Below are 19,585 nucleotides of genomic sequence, written 5' to 3'. Positions count from 1 at the left end.
GCTCGGCTCAGCGCAGCGCCAGCCCCAGCACGCCCTCCAGCTCCGCCAACGCCTGCCCCGGCTCGTCGACCTTGATCGTCGTCATGCCCATCGCCCGCGCGGCCTTCAGGTTCGAGCCGATGTCGTCGAGGAACACGGCCTCCGGGGGGGCGACGTCGAGCTCGCGACAGACGAGCCGGTAGATGCGCGGGTCGGGCTTGCGCAGGCCCACGACGGCCGACTCGACGAAGACGTCGAAGTGCGGGGCGAGGACGCTCGTACCCGGGTCGTTCGAGACCCAGTTGTTGGTGAGCGCGGCGGCCTTGAGACCCGAGCGGCGGATGCGGCGGATCGCCTCCAGCATCTCCGGGCGCGGGCCGATGGCGGTGGCGACGCGCGCCATCATCAGGCGCGCGTCGATGGGGGCGCCGGCGGCGGCGCACTCGGCGTCGAAGAGCGGGTAGAAGGCGTCGAGGTCGAGCTCGCCGCGCTCGAGGCGGGACCAGGCGCCGGTCGGGCCGGTGGTGACGACGACGCGGTTGATGGCGTTCGGAGCGTAGCCCAGCTCGCGCTCGTAGGCGGCGATGACGTGGAGGGGCGAGCCGACGACGACGCCGCCGAGATCGAAGATCGCTGCGCGGATGGGCACGGGCCGGGAGAGTAGCGGCGTGGGGACGTATTGCAACGCGCAGTGGTCGTCCAGCAGCCGCCCGGGATCGCCGGCCGAAGATCGGATCGATGCAGGACCCGGTCGCGGCGGCGGTGCAGCCGGGCTGGCTTCCTGATCGACGTGCGCTCGGCGAAGTTCGGCTCGCGCCAGGTCGTGGTCACGGTCGGCACGGTCGTGGTCGGCGGCCCGACGAGGATGCTCGTGGTGGTCGTCGCCGCGAGCGTGGTGGGCGTCGTCGTGACCGTGGTCGTCGTCACGCCGGGTCCGTCGGACGTCGGCCGGCACGTCGGCTCGCAGCCGTCGCCGGCGACGGCGTTGCCGTCGTCGCACTGCTCGCCGGCCAGCGGGTCGAGGACGCCGTCGCCGCAGGTGGAGATGCGCGCCTCGATCTTCCGCCGGGGCTGTCCCTTCGCCTTGAACGTTCCCACCAGGCGGCGGCACTCGTCGGCCAGCCGGACGTTCAGCGTGACCTTGCCCGGAAGGCGCGGACAGGATCGGAACTTCACCTTGAGCGGCCCCGTGCGCTTCGGCTTCAGGCGCACGGGGCCGCAGAGATCGTCGATCACGATGAAGTCGGCCCCCACCTGAACCGCATCGGTGCTCGGTCCCGGCTCCCCCGCCACCAGCGGCGCGCCGACGACGAGGTAGCGCGCCGGCGGGCACGGCGCGGGCTTGGGGCTTCTTGGCGGCGGCTGCCGTGCCGAGCGGGAGCGTCGCGGCGAGCAGGACGAGACAGCCCGGAGCATACCGGAGCGCGGGGAGGCCGACGGCAGAGTTCGCATCCGCCCGCGCCGCCGCAACCGCCATGCCACGACGTACGGCATCAAGATCGCTTACAACCTTGCCCGTCGCGTGCACGCGACGGGCAAGGTCCGCCCATCCGGGCGGACGGGAATCCTTCGAGCGTGGAAACGGCAGCGCATCGTGCGCGCCGCCGCGGCTACCAGGACAGCGTCGCGGCGGCCTTGCGACGGGCGCGCTCCTCGCTGCGTGCCGCCGCCCGCGCCGCCTTCGCCGCCTCGCGTTGCTGGCGCGCCGCCTCACGCTGGGCCTCGCGCGGATCGGCAGCGGCCGCGGCCGCTGCGCCGGCGACCCCTGCAGGCGCCTCGGTGCCCGACGCCGGGATTGCGGCCGGCTGGCAGAGGCCCCCGAGCCCGCGCTGGGGATGGCTCATCATGCAGGCGGCCGCGAGCCGCCGGGCCTCGTCGTCGCGCCCCGCCTGCTGATAGGCGAACAGCAGATAGGGAATCGCCTGCTCGGGCTCTCCCAGGCGTCGATAGCCCTCTTCCAACGTGCGCGCAGCCTGGTCGGGGCGGCCCGCCTCGAGCTCGAAGCGTCCCTTCAGCCGATACGGCTCCCACGCGGGCTCCGGGCCGTCGATCGCCCGGCGCAGCACGCCGAGCGCACTCGCGACGTCGTTCGTCTGCTGGTGCGCCGTGGCCAGCACCGCGGCGGGATAGGCATGGTCGCGCGTGTGCTGCTTCGCCGAGCGGGCGGCGACCTCCTTGCCGTCGGCGAGCTTGCCCTCCGTCAGCAGCTGCCGCGCGCGCTCGGCGTTGCGATAGTTGCGCAGGGTGATCTGCGTGCGCGGCACCTTCATCGCCTTGCCCCACGCGGCCGTGGCGCGCTCGCGCGCACCGCCGGGGTAGTGACGCGCGAGGTACTTCGACACCAGCTCGCGTCGCTCCGGCGTGCTCGGATGCGAGCCTCCGAGCTGGTCGAGGAGGAACCGGGTGGCGCCGTCGATCGCGGCGTTGCGGACGTCGTCGCCGGACCCGCCGCGCAGATACCGCGCGGTGACGTCGCCGAGCGTCTGGCCGAGCGCCGCACCGAGCGCCGACGTGTCGGGCTCGGCCGCCTCGGCGGCGAGCTGGAGATCGAGGACGGTCTCGAACGCGTAGGGGTCGTACCCCGAGGCCGCGAGCAGATCGACGGCCAGGAGGTCCGCCTCCCGCTCCTGGGCCCGTGACCAGGACGGCAGCAGCACGCGCTGGGTGAACGCGAGCAGCAGGCCCTGCGCGCCCAGCGCCGCCGCCTGATGCTCGAGGGCGCCGCTCGCCCCCGTGCCCTTGCCGCTCGCGACGCCGGCGTGCACCACGAGCGCCATGCTCGCCCACAGCGCGGCGTGGGCCTGCACGTCGCTGCTCGCGTCCACGGCCGTGTGGCCGCGCGCAACGTGACTCAGCTCGTGCGCCAGCACGGCTGCCGCTTCGTCCTCGTTGGCGACGTCGTTCAGCGTGCCGAGGCACACGAAGATCGTGCCGTCACCGGTCGACTTCGCTCCGAACTGCGCCGGGCTCGCCGTGACGTATACCCGCGTCGGCAGGCCGGTGACCGGCGAGGCCGCCGCCAGCTTGCCGAGGACACCGTTCAGGTACGCCGTCAGCTCGGGCACCGGCACGAGGCCGTAGCCCTCGGCCCGCTGCGCGGCGAGCGCACGCTCGGCCGACTCGGCGCCCGCCGGAGCGCTGAAAGCGGCGGGCGCGACGTCTTCGATGATGCGCGTGTCGGGCACGCGCCCCGCCATCAGACCCGCGGTCGCACAGCCCGCGACGCCGAAGAGCAGCGGCGCCGGCCACGGCCGCCGCCTCACGGACAGTCTCCGAGCCCGCGGCTGGCGGCGACGTCGAGGTGCGTGCCCGCGCCGCGCGTGCAGGGCCGGCGCTGCTCGTCGTCGGCGATGACGTCGCCGCGATTCACCCACCAGGTCCGTCCGCCGATGCTCACCTGATAGGCGTCGGCGGTCACGCGCAGGATCGGCGCGCGGGCGACGGAGGCGCCGGGCACGGTGCTGCCCGCCGGCTCTCCCTCGGCGGCGGCCTGCTCGCTGCCGAACAGCGTCACCTCGCCGCCGCGGACGGCCGGCCCGACCAGATGGGCCGGCCCGGCGAGCGCAACCGAGTCGCCGGCGGCGAGGAGCGTCGCGAGCCCCAGCACGAGGACGATTCGCGTCATGGAAGGTCTCCTTCATGGTCGGGCGTGGCGCTCGCGACCGTGGTGGTGACGGCATGGACGACCGTGACCTGCACCGCGGCGACCGCAGCCGGCGGCGGTGGCGGCGGCGGAGGTCGCAGGGATTCGGTCCAGGCGTGGACGTCGCCGAAGCGTTGGAGGAAGCGCTCTGCGAGCTCGGCGGTTCCGGTGACGAACACCTGCCCGACCACGTTCACCGGTGCGAGCGCCCACCATTTGAAGAGCGCGTAGCCGACGATCGCGACCGCCGGCAGCGACGGCACCGCCGCCGCCAGCGCGAGCAGCAGCCCGAGCACGAGCGCGAGCGGCCAATAGAGGAGCCGCGGCAGCAAGCCCACGCCGCGCGCGATCCATGTTCCCGGTCCCGCGAGACGGCGCGCCCAGCGGCGCCACCAGTCGCCCTCGTGCGCCGCCGCCCACGCGAGCCCGGCGACGATGGCGACCACGAGGTCGGCCACACCGAAGCCGTAATCGTCCCACAGCGGCGTCGAGCGGCGGCGGACGTAGGCGTCGCCCCAGTGCCGCAGATTGTCGAGCGCCATCGCGTGCAGGTGTGCGCCGGCCTGCCGGCCGTGGATCGGACCGGTGAAGCGGTCGGCGACGCCGACCAGGTCCATGCCGTAGACGACGGGCGCGCCGGCGATCGCCGCCGCGACGTCGCCCGCGCGGCCGGGATCGTAGAGGTCGGCGACGGTGAAGACGGGCATCGACGGGCAGGCGTAGCGGACGTCGCCGCCGACGAGGACGCGCGCCGCCGCCGACAGCCTGCCGACGTGCGTGCAATCGACGTGCGCACGCCGCGTGCTGGGGCCCGGCCAGGGCGCGCCCCACATCACCTCCAGCGGCGTGTCGAACCGCGTGGCGTCGGCGCGGATGGCGGCGGCGGCGAGGCCGACCTGACGGGCGCGATGGAGCTGGAAGGCGCCGGTACGACAGCGGGGCTTGCGACCGACGTAGACCTCCTCGCCCGGGTCCTCGGCATCGATCGCCCGCAAGGGCAGCATCAGGGGGTAGCGGCGGACGACGTCGTCGACGTGGCTCGCGAGCCGCGGCACCGGCGCCAGCTGGAGCGCGCTGCCGAGCCGCGGGCGCAGCCCGTCGACGGCGTCGTGCCCGAGGTCCGGTCGGATCGCTTCGCAGTCGCAGGTGGCCCCGCAGGCGAGCACCACCGGGGTGTGGCTCCACCCGTAGCTGCGGAAGGCCCGCACCAGGTCGTCGAGCCGCTCGCCGGGTCGCGCGTCGGCGAACAGGACGTCGATCAGCACGCCGTCGGGCCCGAAGGCGTGGATGCGCTGGAGGACCTTGCGATGGAAGCGATAGGACGGTGGCCAGGAGGCGCCCCGCGCACGCAGCCCATCGTCGGTCACGAGGACGACCACGGGCGGCTTCGGTCCACCGGCGTGCGGCTGCGCCGTGGGATAGCTGGTGGCGAAGACCTGGTTCAGCACGTCCTGCGAGCGCGCCCGCGAGCGCGCCTCGAGGCCGAACCAGTCGAGCTGGAACAGCGTGGCGGCGACCAGGACGTAGAGCCCCCACCGCCTCAGGACCGAGCCGAAGCGCTTCCACGGTCGCCGCTTACGCGCCCTCGGCACGCGGGCACGGGATGCAAATCCGACTCCACCCCGGCCCGGACCTGCCGAGCGCGATCTGCCTAGCTACCTTCGGAACGCCTATTCCTTCTTGGTCCACGTCCGTGGACGTCCGTCCCCGCCGCTGGACCAGCGCGCAGGCCCATTGCCGCAACCGTCGTCGTGGGGTTCTCTCGGTCATGCGCCTGCTCCACCATCGCGCGGTCTGCCTGCTCGTCGTGCTCGGCCTCGGCCTCGCCCACGCTGCGCCCCCGTTCGACGGCAGCGCCCCCGAGCTGATCCGCCTCACCGGCTACCCCGGCCCGCCGAAGGCCGACGGCCGCACGCCACAGTCGCTCGTCGTCGACGACGGTGGCACGCAGCGGGCGTTCCAGCTGCTCGCCCTCGAGGTCGTCACCGGACGCCGCTCGGCCGCCAGCGTGCGCGACGCGCTCGAGCCGCTGAAGCCGTCGCTCTTCCTGAGCGGGCCGAAGAGCGTCCTCGCGCCGTATCGCGAGGCGCCCGACGGGCAGATGCTCGTCATCGAAGGCTGGCTCGCCGACGGCCGTCGCTTCATGGCCAGCACGATCCGCGCGGCGCCGGCCCCTTGAACGCCGTGCCGCTCCGCGTCGTGGCGGAGCGTGCGAAATGCGTTGCCCCGATTGCGCGGGGTGCGTTACCACGCCCGCATGCGTGCCCTACTCGCCGCCGCCCTGGCGGTGCTCGTTCTCGCCCCGTCCGCCCGCGCCGCCGACTGCACCGGCGCCGACCTGACCGGCCTCGACGTCACCGCCGGCCGCGTGCGCCTGCGCGCCACCGTCACCCGCGCCGGTCTCGATCCGGCGGCGCTGGTCGCCGGCGGCCTCCGTCTGCGCCTGGTCGACGCCAACGACGGCGCCGTCGTCTACACGCTCGACGTTGCCGCCGCGCGCTTCCGCACGAAGGGCAGCGGCCTGCGCTACGACCGCCAGGGCAGCTTCCGGGGCAGCATCCGCGTCGCCGTCGACCCGCAGCAGGCCGACACCGTGCGGCTCGAGGTCCGCGACCCGCGCGCGACCACGGCGAACAGCTCCGACGACCGCGCCCTGCGTCTGGAGCTCGCCGGCGCGGCGGGCAGCTGCGTCCGCTCCTGCACCAGCGCGTGCACCGCGCGCGGCCACGGCGCCCTCGCCTGCCGTCCGAGCGCCGACTACGTGCCTGCTGCCGACCAGGGCTTCGGCGCCCGCCGCAAGCCGGCGCGCGGCGCCACCTCGGCGCTGTGCGGCCTCGCCCTGCCCGCCGACGACGGCTGCGACTTCCTCGTCGAGGAGCGCTGCGTGCTGCCCTTCCCCTCGTCGCAGTTCCTCCGCCCCGATCCGACCACGCCCACCGGCCTGCGCCTCGCCTACCCGGCCGACGCGCTGCCGGCGAACGTCACCGGCAAGCACATCGACCCCACCGACTGGAACACGCTCGACGGCTTCAGCCCCGGCCCGGTGATCATGACGCTGTTCCCCGACACCGGCCGTGCCGTCGACCTCGAGGCCTCTGGCGTCGCCTTCCACACGAGCTTCGCGCGCTCGCTCGACGCGGGCCATCCCACCGTGCTCGCCACGGCCGACGGCACCCGCGTCGTCCACTTCGCCGAGCTCGACGCGAACACCGCCGACGTCACGCGGCGCGCGTTCATCATCCGTCCCGGCCAGCGCCTCGACGACGCCACGCACTACGTCGTCGGCATCCGCCGGCTGGTCGACACGCAGGGCACGCCGATCACGCCGCGCCTCGCCTTCCGGGCGCTGCGTGACGGCGCCGCCGACGCCGAGCTGACGGCCGCCTGCGGCAGCGCCTGCGCGGCGCGCATCGCGGCACGACGGCCGGCGATGGAGGCGACCTTCGCGAGCCTCGCGGCGGCCGGCGTCGCCCGCACCGACCTCGTCCTCGCCTGGGACTTCACCACCGCCAGCACCACGGCGCTGACGGGCTGGATGGTCGCGGTGCGCGACCAGGCGTTCGCGCTCGGCACGCCGAGCTTCACCGTGACCAGCGTCGACGACGGCCCCGGCGGCCTCGGCCGCAGCGCCACCATCTTCCGTCGCGTCGAGGGCACGTTCCAGGCGCCGCTCTTCATGACCGCCGACGCCCCCGGCTCGCGCCTGAACCTGGTGGGCGGCGTGCCGCGCCAGAACGGCTACGCGACCGTGCCGTTCATGGTCGACATCCCGCACTGGGTGCTGAACGGCGGCGGCACGCCGCGCCCCGCCCGCCCGACCCTGTGGGGCCACGGCCTCCTCGGCACGCGCTCGCAGATCGGCTCGCTGTCGCAGCTCGCGAACGCCTTCGGCTTCGTCATCGGCGGCGTCGACATGCAGGGCATGTCGAACCCCGACCTGCCCGCCATCGTCGACCTGATCGCCGACTACTCGAAGTTCCACCGCATCCCCGAGCGCCTCCACCAGGGCTTCCTGAACCACCTGCTCCTCGCGCGTCTCATGCGCGACCCGGTCGCGGGCCTCGGTACGCATCCCGCGTTCCGGTTCGGCAGCCCGGCGGTGTCGATCATCGACTCGACCGAGGTCTACTACTCGGGCGGCAGCCAGGGCGGCATCTTCGGCGGCGCCATCATGGGCATCGCCGAGGAGTTCGACCGCGGCTTCCTGGCAGTGCCGGCCGCGAACTACTCGACGCTGCTCCACCGCAGCATCGACTTCGATCCGTACCTGGCGCTGACGCGCGGCAACTATCCGGACCGCCTCGACGAGCAGCTGATCCTGGCGCTGGCGCAGCAGCTGTGGGACCGCGCCGAGCCGCAGGGCTACCTGCCGCACATCCTCCCCGGCACGCTCTCCGACCCGCCGGTGCCGCACAAGATCCTGATCCACATGGCGACCTACGACTCCGAGGTCTCGAACCTCGGCACCGAGATCGAGGTGCGCTCGCTCGGCATCCCGCAGCTGACCCCCGTCCACCGCAGCTTCTTCCAGATTCCCGAGATGGCGGCGCCGTTCGACGGCTCGGCCTTCGTCGAGATCGATCCGCAGCTCGGCTTCTCGCGCTGCAACGTCCCCGGCCAGGCGAACCCCGGCGCCGTCTGCGAGACCGACGCCGACTGCCCCGGCGTCGGCGATCCGCCGACGCGCACGCGTTGCGACGCCGGAGTGCCGCCGCTCACGAACACGGCGCCGACGTTCAACAACCGCGCCCACGGCTCGACCTCGAGCGACGCCGCCGGGGCGCAGATCTCCGCCTTCCTCTCGCCGAACGGCCGCATCGAGCAGTTCTGCACCGGCCCCTGCGACCCGCAGTGACGTCGACCGACGCATGAGGTGACCCAATGACCCATCGCCGACTCTGGTTCGCTCCACTCCTGCTCCTGCCCCTGGTCGCCCATGCGGCGGTCCCGGAGCTGCCGGCGCGCGGGCCGTACCCGGTCGGCTTCACGCAGCGCACGTTCACGAAGACGTCGGTCACGACGGGTGAGCCGCGCGTCCTCGACACGCTCATCTGGTACCCGGCGGTGGCCGGCACCGGCTCGGCCGAGGGCGCGATCCTGCGCAACGCCGAGGTGGCGCCGCAGCGTCATCCGCTGATCCTCTTCTCGCACGGCTCGTGCGGCATCCCGGCCCAGTCGCCGTTCTACGTCGAGACGCTCGCGAGCTTCGGCTTCGTGGTCGCGGCACCGCCGCACCCGGGCAACACGACCGCGGACTTCCCGCAGTGCGTGGCGAACGCGCCCGACTCGTTCCTGAACCGCGTGCCGGACCTGCAATGGGTGCTGACGGCGATGCTGCTCGAGAGCCAGAACCCGTCGTCGGCGTTCTGGCGGCGCGTCCACCCGAAGCGCATCGGCGTCAGCGGCCACTCGTTCGGCGGCCAGACCACGCTGCGCCTCCTCGCCGCCGACCGCCGCGTGAAGGCCGGCGTGGCGCTCGCCCCGGCGCTCGCCCCGGAGGCGGTCATCCGCCAGCCCGGGATGGTGATCGCCGGCGAGGCCGACTCGGTGACGCCGTTCGCGACCGCCGCACGCGGCTCGTACGAGCGCCTCGACGGGCGCCGCTGGCTCGTGGGCCTCGCGGGCGGCGGCCACTGCGCCTTCACCTTCGGCTGCGCGCCGCAGCTGTGCGGCGCCTGCGGCACCCTGCCCCTCAAGGAAGGCTACGACGCCACGCTGCGCTGGTCGGTGCCGTTCTTTCTGCGCTACGTCGCGCGCAGCCCGCGCTACGGCGCGCTCCTGCGCCCCCAGCTGGCGACGCCGCCGGCGACCGTGGAGATGGCGCCGCGCCGTCGCAACCCGTAGACAGGGAGCCCATGGACGACGATTCCCCGCGCGCCGCCTTCACGGCGATGGCGGACGCACGCCCCGAGGAATGGATGCCGGTCGCCATCGCCGGCCTGAAGCATCAGGCGGCACAGCCCGGGCGCATCCTCGATCATCTCCGGCTGCTCGCGGGCGATCACGGCGGCTACGCCGTCGACCGCCTCACCCACTCGCTTCAGACCGCGACCCGCGCGCACCGCGACGGGCGCGACGAGGAGTACGTCGTCTGCGCGCTGCTGCACGACATCGGCGACACGCTCGGGGCCTACAACCACGCCGACGTCGCCGCCGCGATCCTGCGGCCGTTCGTCTCGGAGCGGAACCACTGGATCGTGCAGCAGCACGCGATCTTCCAGGGCTGGTACTTCTTCGGCCACGTCGGCCTCGACCCGAACCTGCGCGAGCGCTTCCGCGACCACCCCTGGTTCCGCGACTGCGCCGAGTTCTGCGCGCGCTACGACCAGAACTCCTTCGACCCGGCCTACGACACGCTGCCGCTCGAGGCGTTCGCGCCCATGGTCGAGCGCGTGCTCGCGCGCCCCGTGCGCTCCATCTACCGGCCCGAGGCGCCGGCCACCGAGGAGCAACGCGAGGAACGCGCCCCCGAGCCGCCCGCGGCCATCGGCTCGCGGTGACGCCCCACGCGGCCCGCGATCCCGCGCCCGCCCCGCCCGACGACGACCGCATGCGCCCCTACCTGTGGGCGCTGCTGGCGATGCTCGCGTCGGCGACCTTCTTCGAGGGCTTCGAGGCGGCCATCCTGTCCGCCGTCGCCCCGTTCGTGCAGGCGCAGTACGGGCTCGACGACCGCGCCTGGGGGCTCGTCGTCGGCCTCGCGCGCACCGGCGCGGTGCTGTCGTTCCTGGTGCTCGTGTGGGCCGACCGCTACGGGCGGCGGCGGCTCATCACGCTGACGATCCTCGGCTACGCCCTGTGTACCGGCTGCACGGCGCTGTCGCAGTCGATCGAGAGCTTCACCGCCTGGCAGCTCGGCGCGCGCATCTTCCTCGCCAGCGAGTTCGCGCTCGCGCTCATCATCATCGGCGAGGAGTTCCCGACGCGGCGGCGCAGCATGGGCATCGCCATCCTCACCGGCGTCGCTGCGGTCGGCACCATCGCCGCGTTCCTGTCGGCCGGCTGGGTGCTCGCGCGCTGGGACTGGCGTGCCATGTATCTCCTCGGGCTGATCCCGCTGGCGCTGGTCTTCCTCGTCCGCCTCGGCATGCGCGAGACGCGCCGCTTCCAGGCGCTGGCACACGCCGAGCCGCCGCATCCGCTGCGGCAGATCCGCGCGGCGCTGGCGCCGGCATACCGGCCGCGCGTGCTCCTCGTCACCGGTCTGTGGAACTGCAACCACCTGCTGACGTCGCCGGCGACGACGTTCTGGACCATCCACGCCGCGCGCACGCTCGGCTACGACGCAGCCACCTACGGCGCCGTCGTGGCGACGGGCTTCCTCGCCGGCTTCGCCGTCGGCTCGCCGCTCGCCGCCTGGCTCATGGATCACCTCGGCCGCCGGCGCGCCTGCGCGATCCTCTACATCGCGGCGGGGTTCGCGATCGCGGCGCTGTTCTGGACGCCGTCGCGCAGCGTGCCGGTGCAGATGCTGCTCATGTCGCTCGCCGCGATCGCCGCCCTCGGCGCCAGCGCGGTGACCAGCACCTACGCCACCGAGCTCTTCCCCACCGCCATCCGCGCCACCGCGTACGGCGTCACGACCAACCTCTTCGGCCGCGTCCTCGAGTTCGGCACGCCGATGCTGATCGGCGCGCTCGCCGTCGAGCTCGGCATCCCCGGCGCGGTCGCGGTGGTCGCCGGCGGCCCGATCCTCGGCGGGCTCGGCGTCCTGCGCTGGGCACCGGAGACGCGCGGCCTGTCGCTGGAGGAGATCGAGGTGCGACCGCCGCCGGCGGCACGCGGCCGGCGGCGCTGAGCGGCACCCGTCTCGCGCCGGCGCTCCCACGCCTCCACGTTGCCCGCCCAGCCGTAGGCGTAGCCGACGAAGAGGAGGCGCCGTGCGACCGCCAGCGACGCGCCGAACCCACCGTCGTCGAACGTCCTCGGCAGGATCGACTGCGTCAGCGCGCCGCTCCGACGCTCGAAGACATGGACGGCCCCGAACGCTGCCGGCCCCGGGGCCCTGTACTGCGGGGCGCCCACCATGACCCACCGGCCCTCGAGAGCCACCGCATGGCCGAACTCCTGGCGCGTTCCTCCGACGGCGGGCTGCGCGTAGGCTCGCACCGGCGTTCCGCCGGGCACCCGGAACTCGTAGGCGCTGCCCTCCCGCCGTCCCCGAGCGCGCCGACCACGAGGCGCGCGCGCTCCAGATGGATGCTGAAGCCGAAGACGCCTCGGACGCCCGCCGGGGGCTCGATCGCCCCGAGGCCGGCGCCGGTTCGCGCGTCGAGCAGGAGGACCTTGCGGGCCGCCTCCTTTCCCACCGCAACGGCGACCACCCGCCCGCCGGCCGCGAGCGGATAGCGTCCGAAGGAGCCGGTGGGCAGCTCGGCCTGCCAGCGCAACGCGCCGGTACGCGCATCGAAGGCCCACAGCCGGGCGGACACGCGGCCCATGGGACTCCACGTGGACTGCGACGCCACGAAGACGATCCCGAGGGTGGAGGCGACGGACCGTCCGAACGCCGCGAGCGACACGTCCGCGCCGAGCGCCGCAGGGGGAAACGCGAGACGCCGTCGCGTCGCCCCACGGCGATCGATCACGTGCACCTCGCCGAGGCCCGGAGCGCCCACGGCGAGCTCGCGGCGAACGGCGGCGAGGGACGCACCGAACCCGTCCCAGCCCTCCACGGCCCCCGACGTGGCGACGGCAAGCGGTGCGAGCGAGCCCAGCGCGTACAACGAGACGGTCCCCGGGGATCCATCCCCGACGGCCCCGATGGCGACGACGCCCCCGCCGTCGTTCGCATGCTCATCGAACCCACGGTCGTCCGCACGTCGCGCCAGCCGTACACCGGCACGGCCGCCGCGGGCACGACCCCGACGAGAAGCCACAGCACGCACGGCACGAGTGCAACGACGGAGGCCCCCGGACGTCTCATCCCGACGATCATGACATGCTTGGCTGCGAGCTTGCCATACGACCTTCGGCCGATGCGGCGCGTACGCATCGCGGCTGGACACCGCGCACTGCACATGGTGGCCACCGTGTCGCCATGGCGCTCCCGGCGGAGCGTCCGCGACGGGGTCTCCGTCGCCGGCCGTCACTCGTCCTCGCCGCGCTTCACCTGCCCCGTCGGCGTCGCCTTCGGCGCGTGCGCGTCGGCACGCGTCACGCTGTGCGCGCCGAAGCGGTCGGCGAGGCGGTCGAGCGCGCCGTTGAGCGCCGCACGGCGGCGGCGCGTCGGGTCGGGGAAGAGGCCGAGCTGGCCCGCGGACACGGCGCCGACGATCCCGGCGCCGGTGACGCCGAGCAGCCGCACGGCCTCGTGTGGACGGTGCCGCGTCCACAGCGCGAGCGCGGCATCGGACAGCACCTTGCCGTCGTCGCTCGGCTCGTCGAGCGCCGTCTGCCGCGTGAAGAGCGGGAAGCGGCCGCCGCCGAGCGGCGTCGCGAGCTTCACCTTGAGGACGACCGTGCCGGCGCGCACGCCGTCGTGGCGCAGGCGGCGTGCGACGGCCTCGGCGTGCGCGATGATCGCGCCGCGGGCGAGGCGATCGTCGCGCACGTCGCGCTCGAACGTGCCCTCCTCGCCGTACGACTTCGCGGCGCGGTCGGCCTCGACGACGCGGGTGTCGTCGCCCCGTGCGAGCGCGACCAGCGCCTCGGCCATCGGCCCGATCCGGGCGGCGAGCCGCACGGCGTCGGCACGGGCGAGGTCGCCGATGGTGGCGATGCCGGCACGGGCGAGCGCCGCCTGCATCACCGCACCGACGCCGAAGAGGCGCGCCACCGGCAGCGGGCCGAGGAACGCGGCGACGGCCGCCGCCGGCACCTCGAGCAGGCCGTCGGGCTTGGCGAGGTCGCTCGCGATCTTCGCGACCATCTTTCCCGGCCCGATGCCGACCGACACCGCGAGCCCGGTCTCGGCGCGCACCCGAGCACGCAGGCGCTCGGCGATGGTCCGCGGCGGGCCGAGCAGCGCCACCGAGCCGGTCGCGTCGATGAAGGCCTCGTCGATCGACAGCGGCTCGACGAGTGGGCTCACCTCCTCGAAGAGCCGCCGCACCTGCGCGCCGATGCGGCGATACTTGGCCATGTCGCCGCGCACGAAGACGGCGTCGGGACAGAGCTTGCGCGCCTGCACCGCCGGCATCGCCGAGCGCACGCCGAAGACGCGCGCTTCGTACGAGCACGCCGCCACGACGCCGCGTACGGAGCCGCCGCCCACGATCACGGGCCGCCCGCGCAGCTCCGAATGATCGCGCTGCTCGACCGCCGCATAGAACGCGTCCATGTCGGCGTGCAGGATCGTGGGCTCGCGGTGCACGCCGCTCCGGCGCTAGCACCGCCCGCCGACCCGTGCCACAGGGGGACCATGGAACGCATCGGCTCGGTGAAGGAGCTGTGGCGCTATCCGGTGAAGTCCATGGGCGGCGAGCAGATCGCCGCGACCGTCGTCGGCCCCCAGGGATTGCCCGGCGACCGCGGCTGGGCCGTGCGCGACGAGGTGAAGGGCGAGATCCGCGGCGCCAAGAAGCTGCCCGGCCTCCTGCGCTGCACGGCCAGGTACCCGATCGAGCCCGACGCCACCCACGTCCCGCCGGCGGAGATCACCTTCCCCGACGGCGCGCGCCTGCGCAGCAACGACCCCGAGGCGGCAGTGCGGCTGACGTCCCTCGTCGGCCGGCGCGTGACGCTGTGGCCGCGGCAGCCGGCCGATCACACCGACTTCTACCGCCGCGCCGAGCCGGACAACCCGGACATCATGGCCGAGCTGCGCCAGGTCTTCGGCCGCACCGAGGACGAGCCCATCCCCGACATCACCGCCTTCCCGGCCGAGCTCATGGAGTTCACCTCGCCGCTCGGCACCTTCTTCGACGCCTTCCCGATCCATCTCCTCAGCACCGCCGCGCTCGCCGCGTTGGGGCCGGCGGAGGTGTTCGACCGGCGCCGCTTCCGCCCGAACTTCTTCGTCCAGTCGACGCCCGACCTCCAGGGCCTCGTCGAGCACGGTCTCGCCGGCCGGCGCCTCCGCATCGGCGGGCTCGTCCTCCACGGCGAGATGCCGACCGCCCGCTGCGTGATGACGACGCTCGAGCAGCCGGGGCTCGCCAAGAACCCGGGGGTCCTGCGCACGATCGTCCGCGACGCGGCCCAGTGCCTCGGCCTCTACGCGACGGTGGTGACGCCGGGTCGCGTGGCCGTCGGCGACGCCGTCGAGGTCGAGTGACGGCTCAGCCGAGCCCGTAGCGCTTCAGCTTCTCGTACAGGGTGCGCAGGCCGATGCCGAGGCGCACGGCCGCGTCCTTGCGGTTGCCGCCGGTGTCGGCGAGGGCGCGCGCGATGGCGTCGCGCTCGAGCGCGGCGAGCGACTGCGCCGCCGCCGGCGGTGCGTCGGCCGGAGGCGGCTCGAGGACGAGGTGCTCGGGTCGCAGCTCGGGGGCGCCGTCGGCGAGGATCACGGCGCGCTCGAGCGCATTGCCGAGCTCGCGCACGTTGCCCGGCCAGGGCGCGGCGACGAGGCGCTCGCGCGTCGCCGCCGCCAGCGCCGGCGGGCGGCGGCCCAGCTCGCGGGCGATGCGCGCGAGCAGCGCCTCGGCGAGCGGCAGCAGGTCCCGGCGCCGCTCGCGCAGCGGCGGCAGGCGGACCGGAAAGACCGCGAGCCGGTGATAGAGGTCGTCGCGGAAGCGGCCCGCGGCGAGCATGGCGCGGAGGTCGCGGTTCGTCGCCGCGATCCAGCGCACGTTGGCGGCGATCGTCTGCCCCCCGCCGACGCGCTCGAAGCGCCGCTCCTGGAGGACGCGCAGCAGCTTCGCCTGCAGCTCGGGCTTGAGCTCGCCCACCTCGTCGAGGAAGAACGTGCCGCCCTCGGCCAGCTCGATGCGTCCGCGACGGCGCGCGGTCGCGCCGGTGAAGGCGCCTTTCTCGTGGCCGAACAGCTCGCTCTCGAGCAGCGTCTCGGCGAGCGCCGCGCAGTTGATGGCCACGAACGGCCCCGCCGCACGCTCGCTCCAGGCGTGCACGGCGCGCGCGGCGACCTCCTTGCCGACGCCGCTCTCGCCGAGCAGCAGCACGGTCGCGTCGGTCCGCGCCACCTTGCGCAGGGCCTCCTCCACCGCGACCATCGCCGGGTCCCCCCAGGTGAGGCGAACGGCGTCGCCGTGCGCGCGCTCGTCCTCCTCGCGCCGGTCGCGCAGCGTACGCCGCTCGACCGCGCGGGCGACGAGGAGGCGCAGCGACGCCGGGCTCTCCACCGGCTTCTGGAGGTAGTCGAAGGCGCCGAGCTTCATCGCCTCGATCGCGGTCTCGACCGTGCCGTGCGCGGTGAGCACGACGATCTCCAGCTCGGGCTGCTCGGCGCGCGCCTTGCGCACCAGTGCGAGGCCGTCCATCCCCGGCATGCGCAGATCGGTGATGAGGACGTGGAAGCCCTCGGCGTCGAGCCGCCGGACGGCCTCCTCCCCCGACGCCGCCTGGCGGACCGCGTGGCCGTCGGCCTCCAGCGCCTCGGCGAGGAAGGTGCGGACGCCGTCGTCGTCGTCGACCACCAGGATGCGGGCCATGCCGGAAACCTACGCGGGCAGTACGACGCGCAGCTCGCCGCCGCCCTCGGGATGCGTGCGCGCCGTGATGGTGCCAGCGTGCAGCTCGACGATGCGGCGCGCAACCGCGAGGCCGAGGCCCGTGCCGTGGACGCGGGTGGTGTAGAACGGCTCGAAGAGCCGGCTCGGGTCGCCGCCGGGGAGCCCGGCCCCGTGGTCGCGCACGGTGAAGACGAGGCCCGCGTCGGCGGCCTCGACGCACGCCTCGACGGGAGCGTCCGCGGGCGACGCCTCGACCGCGTTGCGCAGGAGGTTCACGAGCATCTGCTGGATGCGCGCGGCGTCGAGCCGCCACAGATGCGGCGCACGCGTCGTGTCGAGACGGATGCGCTCGGCGTCGACGCTGCGCGTCGCCTCGGCGAGGAGCGCGGCCGGGTCGGCGGGGGCGGGCTCGATCTGCGGCGCGCGCACGAAGCGCAGGAGATCCTCGGTGAGGTCTTCCAGGCGACGGGCCTCGCGCACCACCCGCGCCGCCTTCTCGTGCTCGGGGCTGCCGTCGGCGAGGCGCTCCTGGAGCAGCTGCGCGTGGCCCTTCAGCGCCGCGAGCGGGTTGCGGATCTCGTGCGCCAGGACCGCCGACATCTCGCCCAGCGTCACGAGCCGGCGGTCACGCTCGGCGGCGTCCTGGAGCAGCTCGGCGCGCCGCGTGAGGCGCCATAGGACGACGGTCGCGAAGACGAGCGCCACCACCGCGGCGAGCGAGACGAACAGGCTGCGTCGCACCGAGCGCGCGAGCGCATTCGCCTCCGCCGGCTCGTAGACGACGAGCAGCAGCGGTGCCGCCGGAAGCGGCGGGCGCAGCCGCATGCGATGCCGCATCGGCGGCGGCGCGACCATCGCGACGCGCGGCCCGAGCTGGTGCACCGTAGCGGGCGGCGTGGTGGCGAACAGACGCGTGACCGCCGCCGCATCGAGCCGGCAGTCGCCGGCCATGAGCGGCGGCGTCCCGCGCACGGCGATGCAGCGCAGTCCGAGGTCCTCGTGCCGCCGCACCTGGCGCGCGAGCTGCTCGGCGGACGGCACGCGCCCGTCCAGGAATCCGCGACGGAGCGCGTGCAGCAGGCGACGGCCCTGGCCCGCCGACACCTCCGCCCGCACGCGATGGACGCCGACCCAGCTCTGCACGGCCGAGCCGACGAGCGCGAGCGCCAGCACGGCGTAGACGAGCACCTGCGCCCAGCGCACGCGGCGCAGGGAGCGGCTGGCATCGGACGGCGGCGCGGCAGACATGCGGATCGGACCAGCGTACGGGCCGGCGGCGCGGGGGTAAAACGTCGGCCTCGCTGGAAAGCAAGGCGCGCGCCGCACGCCGCGCCCGTGGCGACGACCGCCGGCGCCAGCGACCGGCTGCGGAATCCGCACGCGCGCATGCGGATTCCGCAGCCCTGCCGTGGCGTGTTCGCACCGCACCCAACCCCGGCGCGCGTCCCGGCGCTGGCATGGCGCTCGCACTGACGACCAGCATCGCGAGCGCGACTCGCGCAGAAGGAGAATCGACATGAAGCCTCGCCTCATCGTTCCGCTGCTCGGTGCCGCCGCCCTCGTGCTCTCGGCGGGCGCGGCGCTCGCCAAGGACTGCTCGCACGGCAAGCGGCCGAGCTTCGAGGACCTCGACACCGACAAGAACGGCGCGCTCACCGCCGACGAGTTCGCCGCCGGCGCCCAGGCCCGCGCCAACGAGAAGTTCCAGAAGCTCGATCTCAACCAGGACGGCGTCGTGACCCAGGACGAGCTCGCCGCAGCGAAGGAGCAGTGGCGCACGCAGCGGCGTGAGCGCCGCAAGAGCACGCTGCCGATGTAGCCCACGCGCGGCGGCGCCGCCTTCCCCGGCGCCCGCCGCCTTCCGCGGCCCGATCGTCCCGCGACGATCGGGCCGCGTGTCTCGCTCGCCGCGGCCGAGTGCGCTACTGCCGGCGTCGCGTGTCGATCGCTCCCCTCGCGCTCGCGGATCCGTCCCGGCTGCCGTCGCACCGCGGCCTGCCGTGGCTCGGCGCACCCTGGGCGATGCTCTCCCACCCGGGCGCGTACCTGCTCGACGGCTATCGCCGCCTCGGCCCGGTGTTCCAGTTCCGGCTCTTCGGCTTCACCATGGTGGCGCTCTGCGGTCCGGAGGCGAATCGCCACCTCCTCGTCACCGCGCGCGACCGGCTCTCGCACGGCCTCGGCTACGCCATGGTGCGCGAGGTGCTCGGCGACGGCCTCCTCTTCCAGGACGGCGAGGTCCACCGTCGCAACCGCACGCTCATGACCCCGGCGTTCCACCAGAAGGGCGTCGCGCAGTACTTCGACGTGATGGCCGAGTGCACCGAAACCCACGTCGCGCGCTGGGCCGCCGCCGGCCCCGGGCCGATGTACGAGCGCCTGCGCCACCTGACCTTCGACGTCATGGCGCGGCTCGTGCTCGGTGTCGGCGGCGACGTCGCGCTCGCCGAGTTGTCGGCCCAGAACGACGCGCTCGCCCGCGGCACGAGCGCGTTCCTGCGCGTCGGCTGGCGCTTCACGACCTACGGCCGCGGGCTCGCGGCGCGCGACGCGCTGCGGGCGTACCTGCGCGGCGTCATCGCACGGCGGCGCGCCGAGCCGGGCAGCGACGCCCTCGGGCTCCTCATGGCGGCGCGCGACGAGGCCGGCGCCGCGCTCTCGGACGAGGAGCTGCTCGAGCAAGCCGTGATCCTCATGTTCGCCGGCCACGAGACGACGACCTCGATGCTGGCGTCGCTCCTGGTCGCGCTGCGCGACCATCCGGACTGGCAGGCGCGGCTCGTCGCCGAGCAGGACCGCGTCGTCGGCGACGGGCCCCTGCGCCTCTCGCACGTCGGCGCGCTGCGCGACCTCGACCTCGTGCTGAAGGAGGTCGAGCGCCGCTGGCCGCCCATCAGCCTGTGCCAGCGCGGCGTCACCGCGCCGCTCGAGTGGGCGGGGCACACGCTCCCGCCGGGGACGCTCGTCGTCTACTCGCCCTGGGTGACGCATCACATGCCCGAGGTCTTCCGCGACCCGGACCGCTTCGACCCCGAGCGCTTCGCGCCGCCGCGCGACGAGCACCGCGCGGTGCCCTACGCCCTGGTCGGCTTCGGCGGCGGGCCGCGCCTCTGCATCGGGCAGGCCTTCGCCCAGCTCGAGATGAAGATCGTGGCGAGCGAGCTGCTCCGGCGCTGGCAGGTGACGCTGGCGCCGGGCGCGCCGCCCGTGCGCTGGGTGCCGACGCTGCACCCGCGCAACGGCCTGCCGGGAGCCGTCGCGCCGCGATGACACGCCGGCTCCTCGGGCTCCCGCTCGTGGCACCCGCCGTCGCCGCCGCGAGCGACCGGCGCCGCCAGCCGCGGTGACCCTCGGCTCGGGCGCCGCGTCCCGCGGGGACGGCGACGCCCGA

Annotated in this window: 16 protein-coding genes and 1 pseudogene; 8 read left to right on the top strand and 9 right to left on the bottom strand. The window is 74.4% G+C overall.

Going from position 1 to position 19,585, the window contains the following annotated elements; all coding sequences use genetic code 11:
• Nucleotides 1-7: 7 nt before the first annotated feature.
• The 5 genes and pseudogenes from KIT14_22100 to KIT14_22080 form a co-directional block, all read right to left on the bottom strand.
• Nucleotides 8-628 (bottom strand): HAD family phosphatase, encoded by a 621-nt coding sequence (locus KIT14_22100; GenBank protein MCW5893216.1) that lies wholly within the window; start codon nucleotides 626-628, stop codon nucleotides 8-10.
• Nucleotides 629-927: 299 nt separating this feature from the next.
• A pseudogene (locus KIT14_22095) lies at nucleotides 928-1,473 on the bottom strand (hypothetical protein).
• Nucleotides 1,474-1,589: 116 nt separating this feature from the next.
• Entirely contained in the window at nucleotides 1,590-3,242 is a 1,653-nt protein-coding gene (locus tag KIT14_22090; protein ID MCW5893215.1) for a M48 family metalloprotease, read from the bottom strand.
• Nucleotides 3,239-3,604, bottom strand: coding sequence for a hypothetical protein (locus tag KIT14_22085; GenBank protein MCW5893214.1), 366 nt, complete (start codon nucleotides 3,602-3,604; stop codon nucleotides 3,239-3,241). The genes KIT14_22090 and KIT14_22085 overlap by 4 nt, the downstream gene beginning before the upstream one ends.
• On the bottom strand, nucleotides 3,601-5,214 hold the full coding sequence (locus tag KIT14_22080) for a CHASE2 domain-containing protein (protein MCW5893213.1): 1,614 nt from the start codon (nucleotides 5,212-5,214) through the stop codon (nucleotides 3,601-3,603). The genes KIT14_22085 and KIT14_22080 overlap by 4 nt, the downstream gene beginning before the upstream one ends.
• Nucleotides 5,215-5,390: 176 nt before the next feature.
• Here KIT14_22080 and KIT14_22075 point away from each other — a divergent pair, with 176 nt between their 5' ends.
• The 5 genes from KIT14_22075 (at nucleotide 5,391) to KIT14_22055 (ending at nucleotide 11,420) form a co-directional block, all read left to right on the top strand.
• A complete protein-coding gene (locus tag KIT14_22075; GenBank protein ID MCW5893212.1) occupies nucleotides 5,391-5,801 on the top strand; it encodes a hypothetical protein in 411 nt (136 codons plus the stop codon).
• Between the two features lie 78 nt (nucleotides 5,802-5,879).
• Nucleotides 5,880-8,477: a hypothetical protein gene (locus KIT14_22070; protein MCW5893211.1), complete on the top strand. Its 2,598-nt coding sequence runs from the start codon at nucleotides 5,880-5,882 to the stop codon at nucleotides 8,475-8,477.
• 26 nt (nucleotides 8,478-8,503) lie between these two features.
• Nucleotides 8,504-9,466, top strand: a complete 963-nt coding sequence (locus tag KIT14_22065; GenBank protein ID MCW5893210.1) for a hypothetical protein — start codon at nucleotides 8,504-8,506, stop codon at nucleotides 9,464-9,466.
• An 11-nt stretch (nucleotides 9,467-9,477) separates the two neighbouring features.
• A complete protein-coding gene (locus tag KIT14_22060) occupies nucleotides 9,478-10,122 on the top strand; it encodes a phosphohydrolase (GenBank protein ID MCW5893209.1) in 645 nt (214 codons plus the stop codon).
• A complete protein-coding gene (locus KIT14_22055; protein ID MCW5893208.1) occupies nucleotides 10,119-11,420 on the top strand; it encodes an MFS transporter in 1,302 nt (433 codons plus the stop codon). Before KIT14_22060 ends, KIT14_22055 begins: the two co-directional genes overlap by 4 nt.
• A 145-nt stretch (nucleotides 11,421-11,565) precedes the next feature.
• Here KIT14_22055 and KIT14_22050 read toward each other — a convergent pair whose 3' ends face one another.
• Nucleotides 11,566-12,297, bottom strand: coding sequence for a PQQ-binding-like beta-propeller repeat protein (locus KIT14_22050; GenBank protein ID MCW5893207.1), 732 nt, complete (start codon nucleotides 12,295-12,297; stop codon nucleotides 11,566-11,568).
• A gap of 413 nt (nucleotides 12,298-12,710) precedes the next feature.
• Nucleotides 12,711-13,904, bottom strand: a complete 1,194-nt coding sequence (gene dinB / locus KIT14_22045; protein MCW5893206.1) for a DNA polymerase IV — start codon at nucleotides 13,902-13,904, stop codon at nucleotides 12,711-12,713.
• An 81-nt stretch (nucleotides 13,905-13,985) separates the two neighbouring features.
• Here dinB and KIT14_22040 point away from each other — a divergent pair, with 81 nt between their 5' ends.
• Nucleotides 13,986-14,840, top strand: a complete 855-nt coding sequence (locus KIT14_22040; protein ID MCW5893205.1) for an MOSC N-terminal beta barrel domain-containing protein — start codon at nucleotides 13,986-13,988, stop codon at nucleotides 14,838-14,840.
• 4 nt (nucleotides 14,841-14,844) lie between these two features.
• On the opposite strand, the gene KIT14_22035 is transcribed toward KIT14_22040, so the two are convergent.
• Entirely contained in the window at nucleotides 14,845-16,173 is a 1,329-nt protein-coding gene (locus KIT14_22035) for a sigma-54-dependent Fis family transcriptional regulator (GenBank protein MCW5893204.1), read from the bottom strand.
• 9 nt (nucleotides 16,174-16,182) lie between these two features.
• Nucleotides 16,183-17,442 (bottom strand): two-component sensor histidine kinase, encoded by a 1,260-nt coding sequence (locus KIT14_22030; protein ID MCW5893203.1) that lies wholly within the window; start codon nucleotides 17,440-17,442, stop codon nucleotides 16,183-16,185.
• Nucleotides 17,443-17,710: 268 nt separating this feature from the next.
• Between KIT14_22030 and KIT14_22025 the strand changes: the two genes are divergently transcribed.
• A complete protein-coding gene (locus KIT14_22025) occupies nucleotides 17,711-18,013 on the top strand; it encodes an EF-hand domain-containing protein (GenBank protein MCW5893202.1) in 303 nt (100 codons plus the stop codon).
• 119 nt (nucleotides 18,014-18,132) lie between these two features.
• Nucleotides 18,133-19,464, top strand: coding sequence for a cytochrome P450 (locus tag KIT14_22020; protein ID MCW5893201.1), 1,332 nt, complete (start codon nucleotides 18,133-18,135; stop codon nucleotides 19,462-19,464).
• Nucleotides 19,465-19,585 lie beyond the last annotated feature (121 nt).

The sequence above is a fragment of the bacterium genome (assembly GCA_026129405.1).
Lineage (GTDB): Bacteria > Desulfobacterota > Binatia > DP-6 > DP-6 > JAHCID01.
The sequence above is the reverse complement of the archived record's forward strand: the minus strand, read 5'-3'. Positions and strand labels throughout refer to the sequence as shown.

Coding starts and splice junctions, on each gene's coding strand:
- KIT14_22085 (MCW5893214.1), bottom strand. CDS start 3,604: ATGACGCGAATCGTCCTCGTGCTGGGGCTCGCGACGCTCCTCGCCGCC.
- KIT14_22035 (MCW5893204.1), bottom strand. CDS start 16,173: ATGGCCCGCATCCTGGTGGTCGACGACGACGACGGCGTCCGCACCTTC.
- KIT14_22040 (MCW5893205.1), top strand. CDS start 13,986: ATGGAACGCATCGGCTCGGTGAAGGAGCTGTGGCGCTATCCGGTGAAG.
- KIT14_22065 (MCW5893210.1), top strand. CDS start 8,504: ATGACCCATCGCCGACTCTGGTTCGCTCCACTCCTGCTCCTGCCCCTG.
- KIT14_22025 (MCW5893202.1), top strand. CDS start 17,711: ATGAAGCCTCGCCTCATCGTTCCGCTGCTCGGTGCCGCCGCCCTCGTG.
- dinB (MCW5893206.1), bottom strand. CDS start 13,904: ATGGACGCGTTCTATGCGGCGGTCGAGCAGCGCGATCATTCGGAGCTG.
- KIT14_22075 (MCW5893212.1), top strand. CDS start 5,391: ATGCGCCTGCTCCACCATCGCGCGGTCTGCCTGCTCGTCGTGCTCGGC.
- KIT14_22030 (MCW5893203.1), bottom strand. CDS start 17,442: ATGTCTGCCGCGCCGCCGTCCGATGCCAGCCGCTCCCTGCGCCGCGTG.
- KIT14_22070 (MCW5893211.1), top strand. CDS start 5,880: ATGCGTGCCCTACTCGCCGCCGCCCTGGCGGTGCTCGTTCTCGCCCCG.
- KIT14_22060 (MCW5893209.1), top strand. CDS start 9,478: ATGGACGACGATTCCCCGCGCGCCGCCTTCACGGCGATGGCGGACGCA.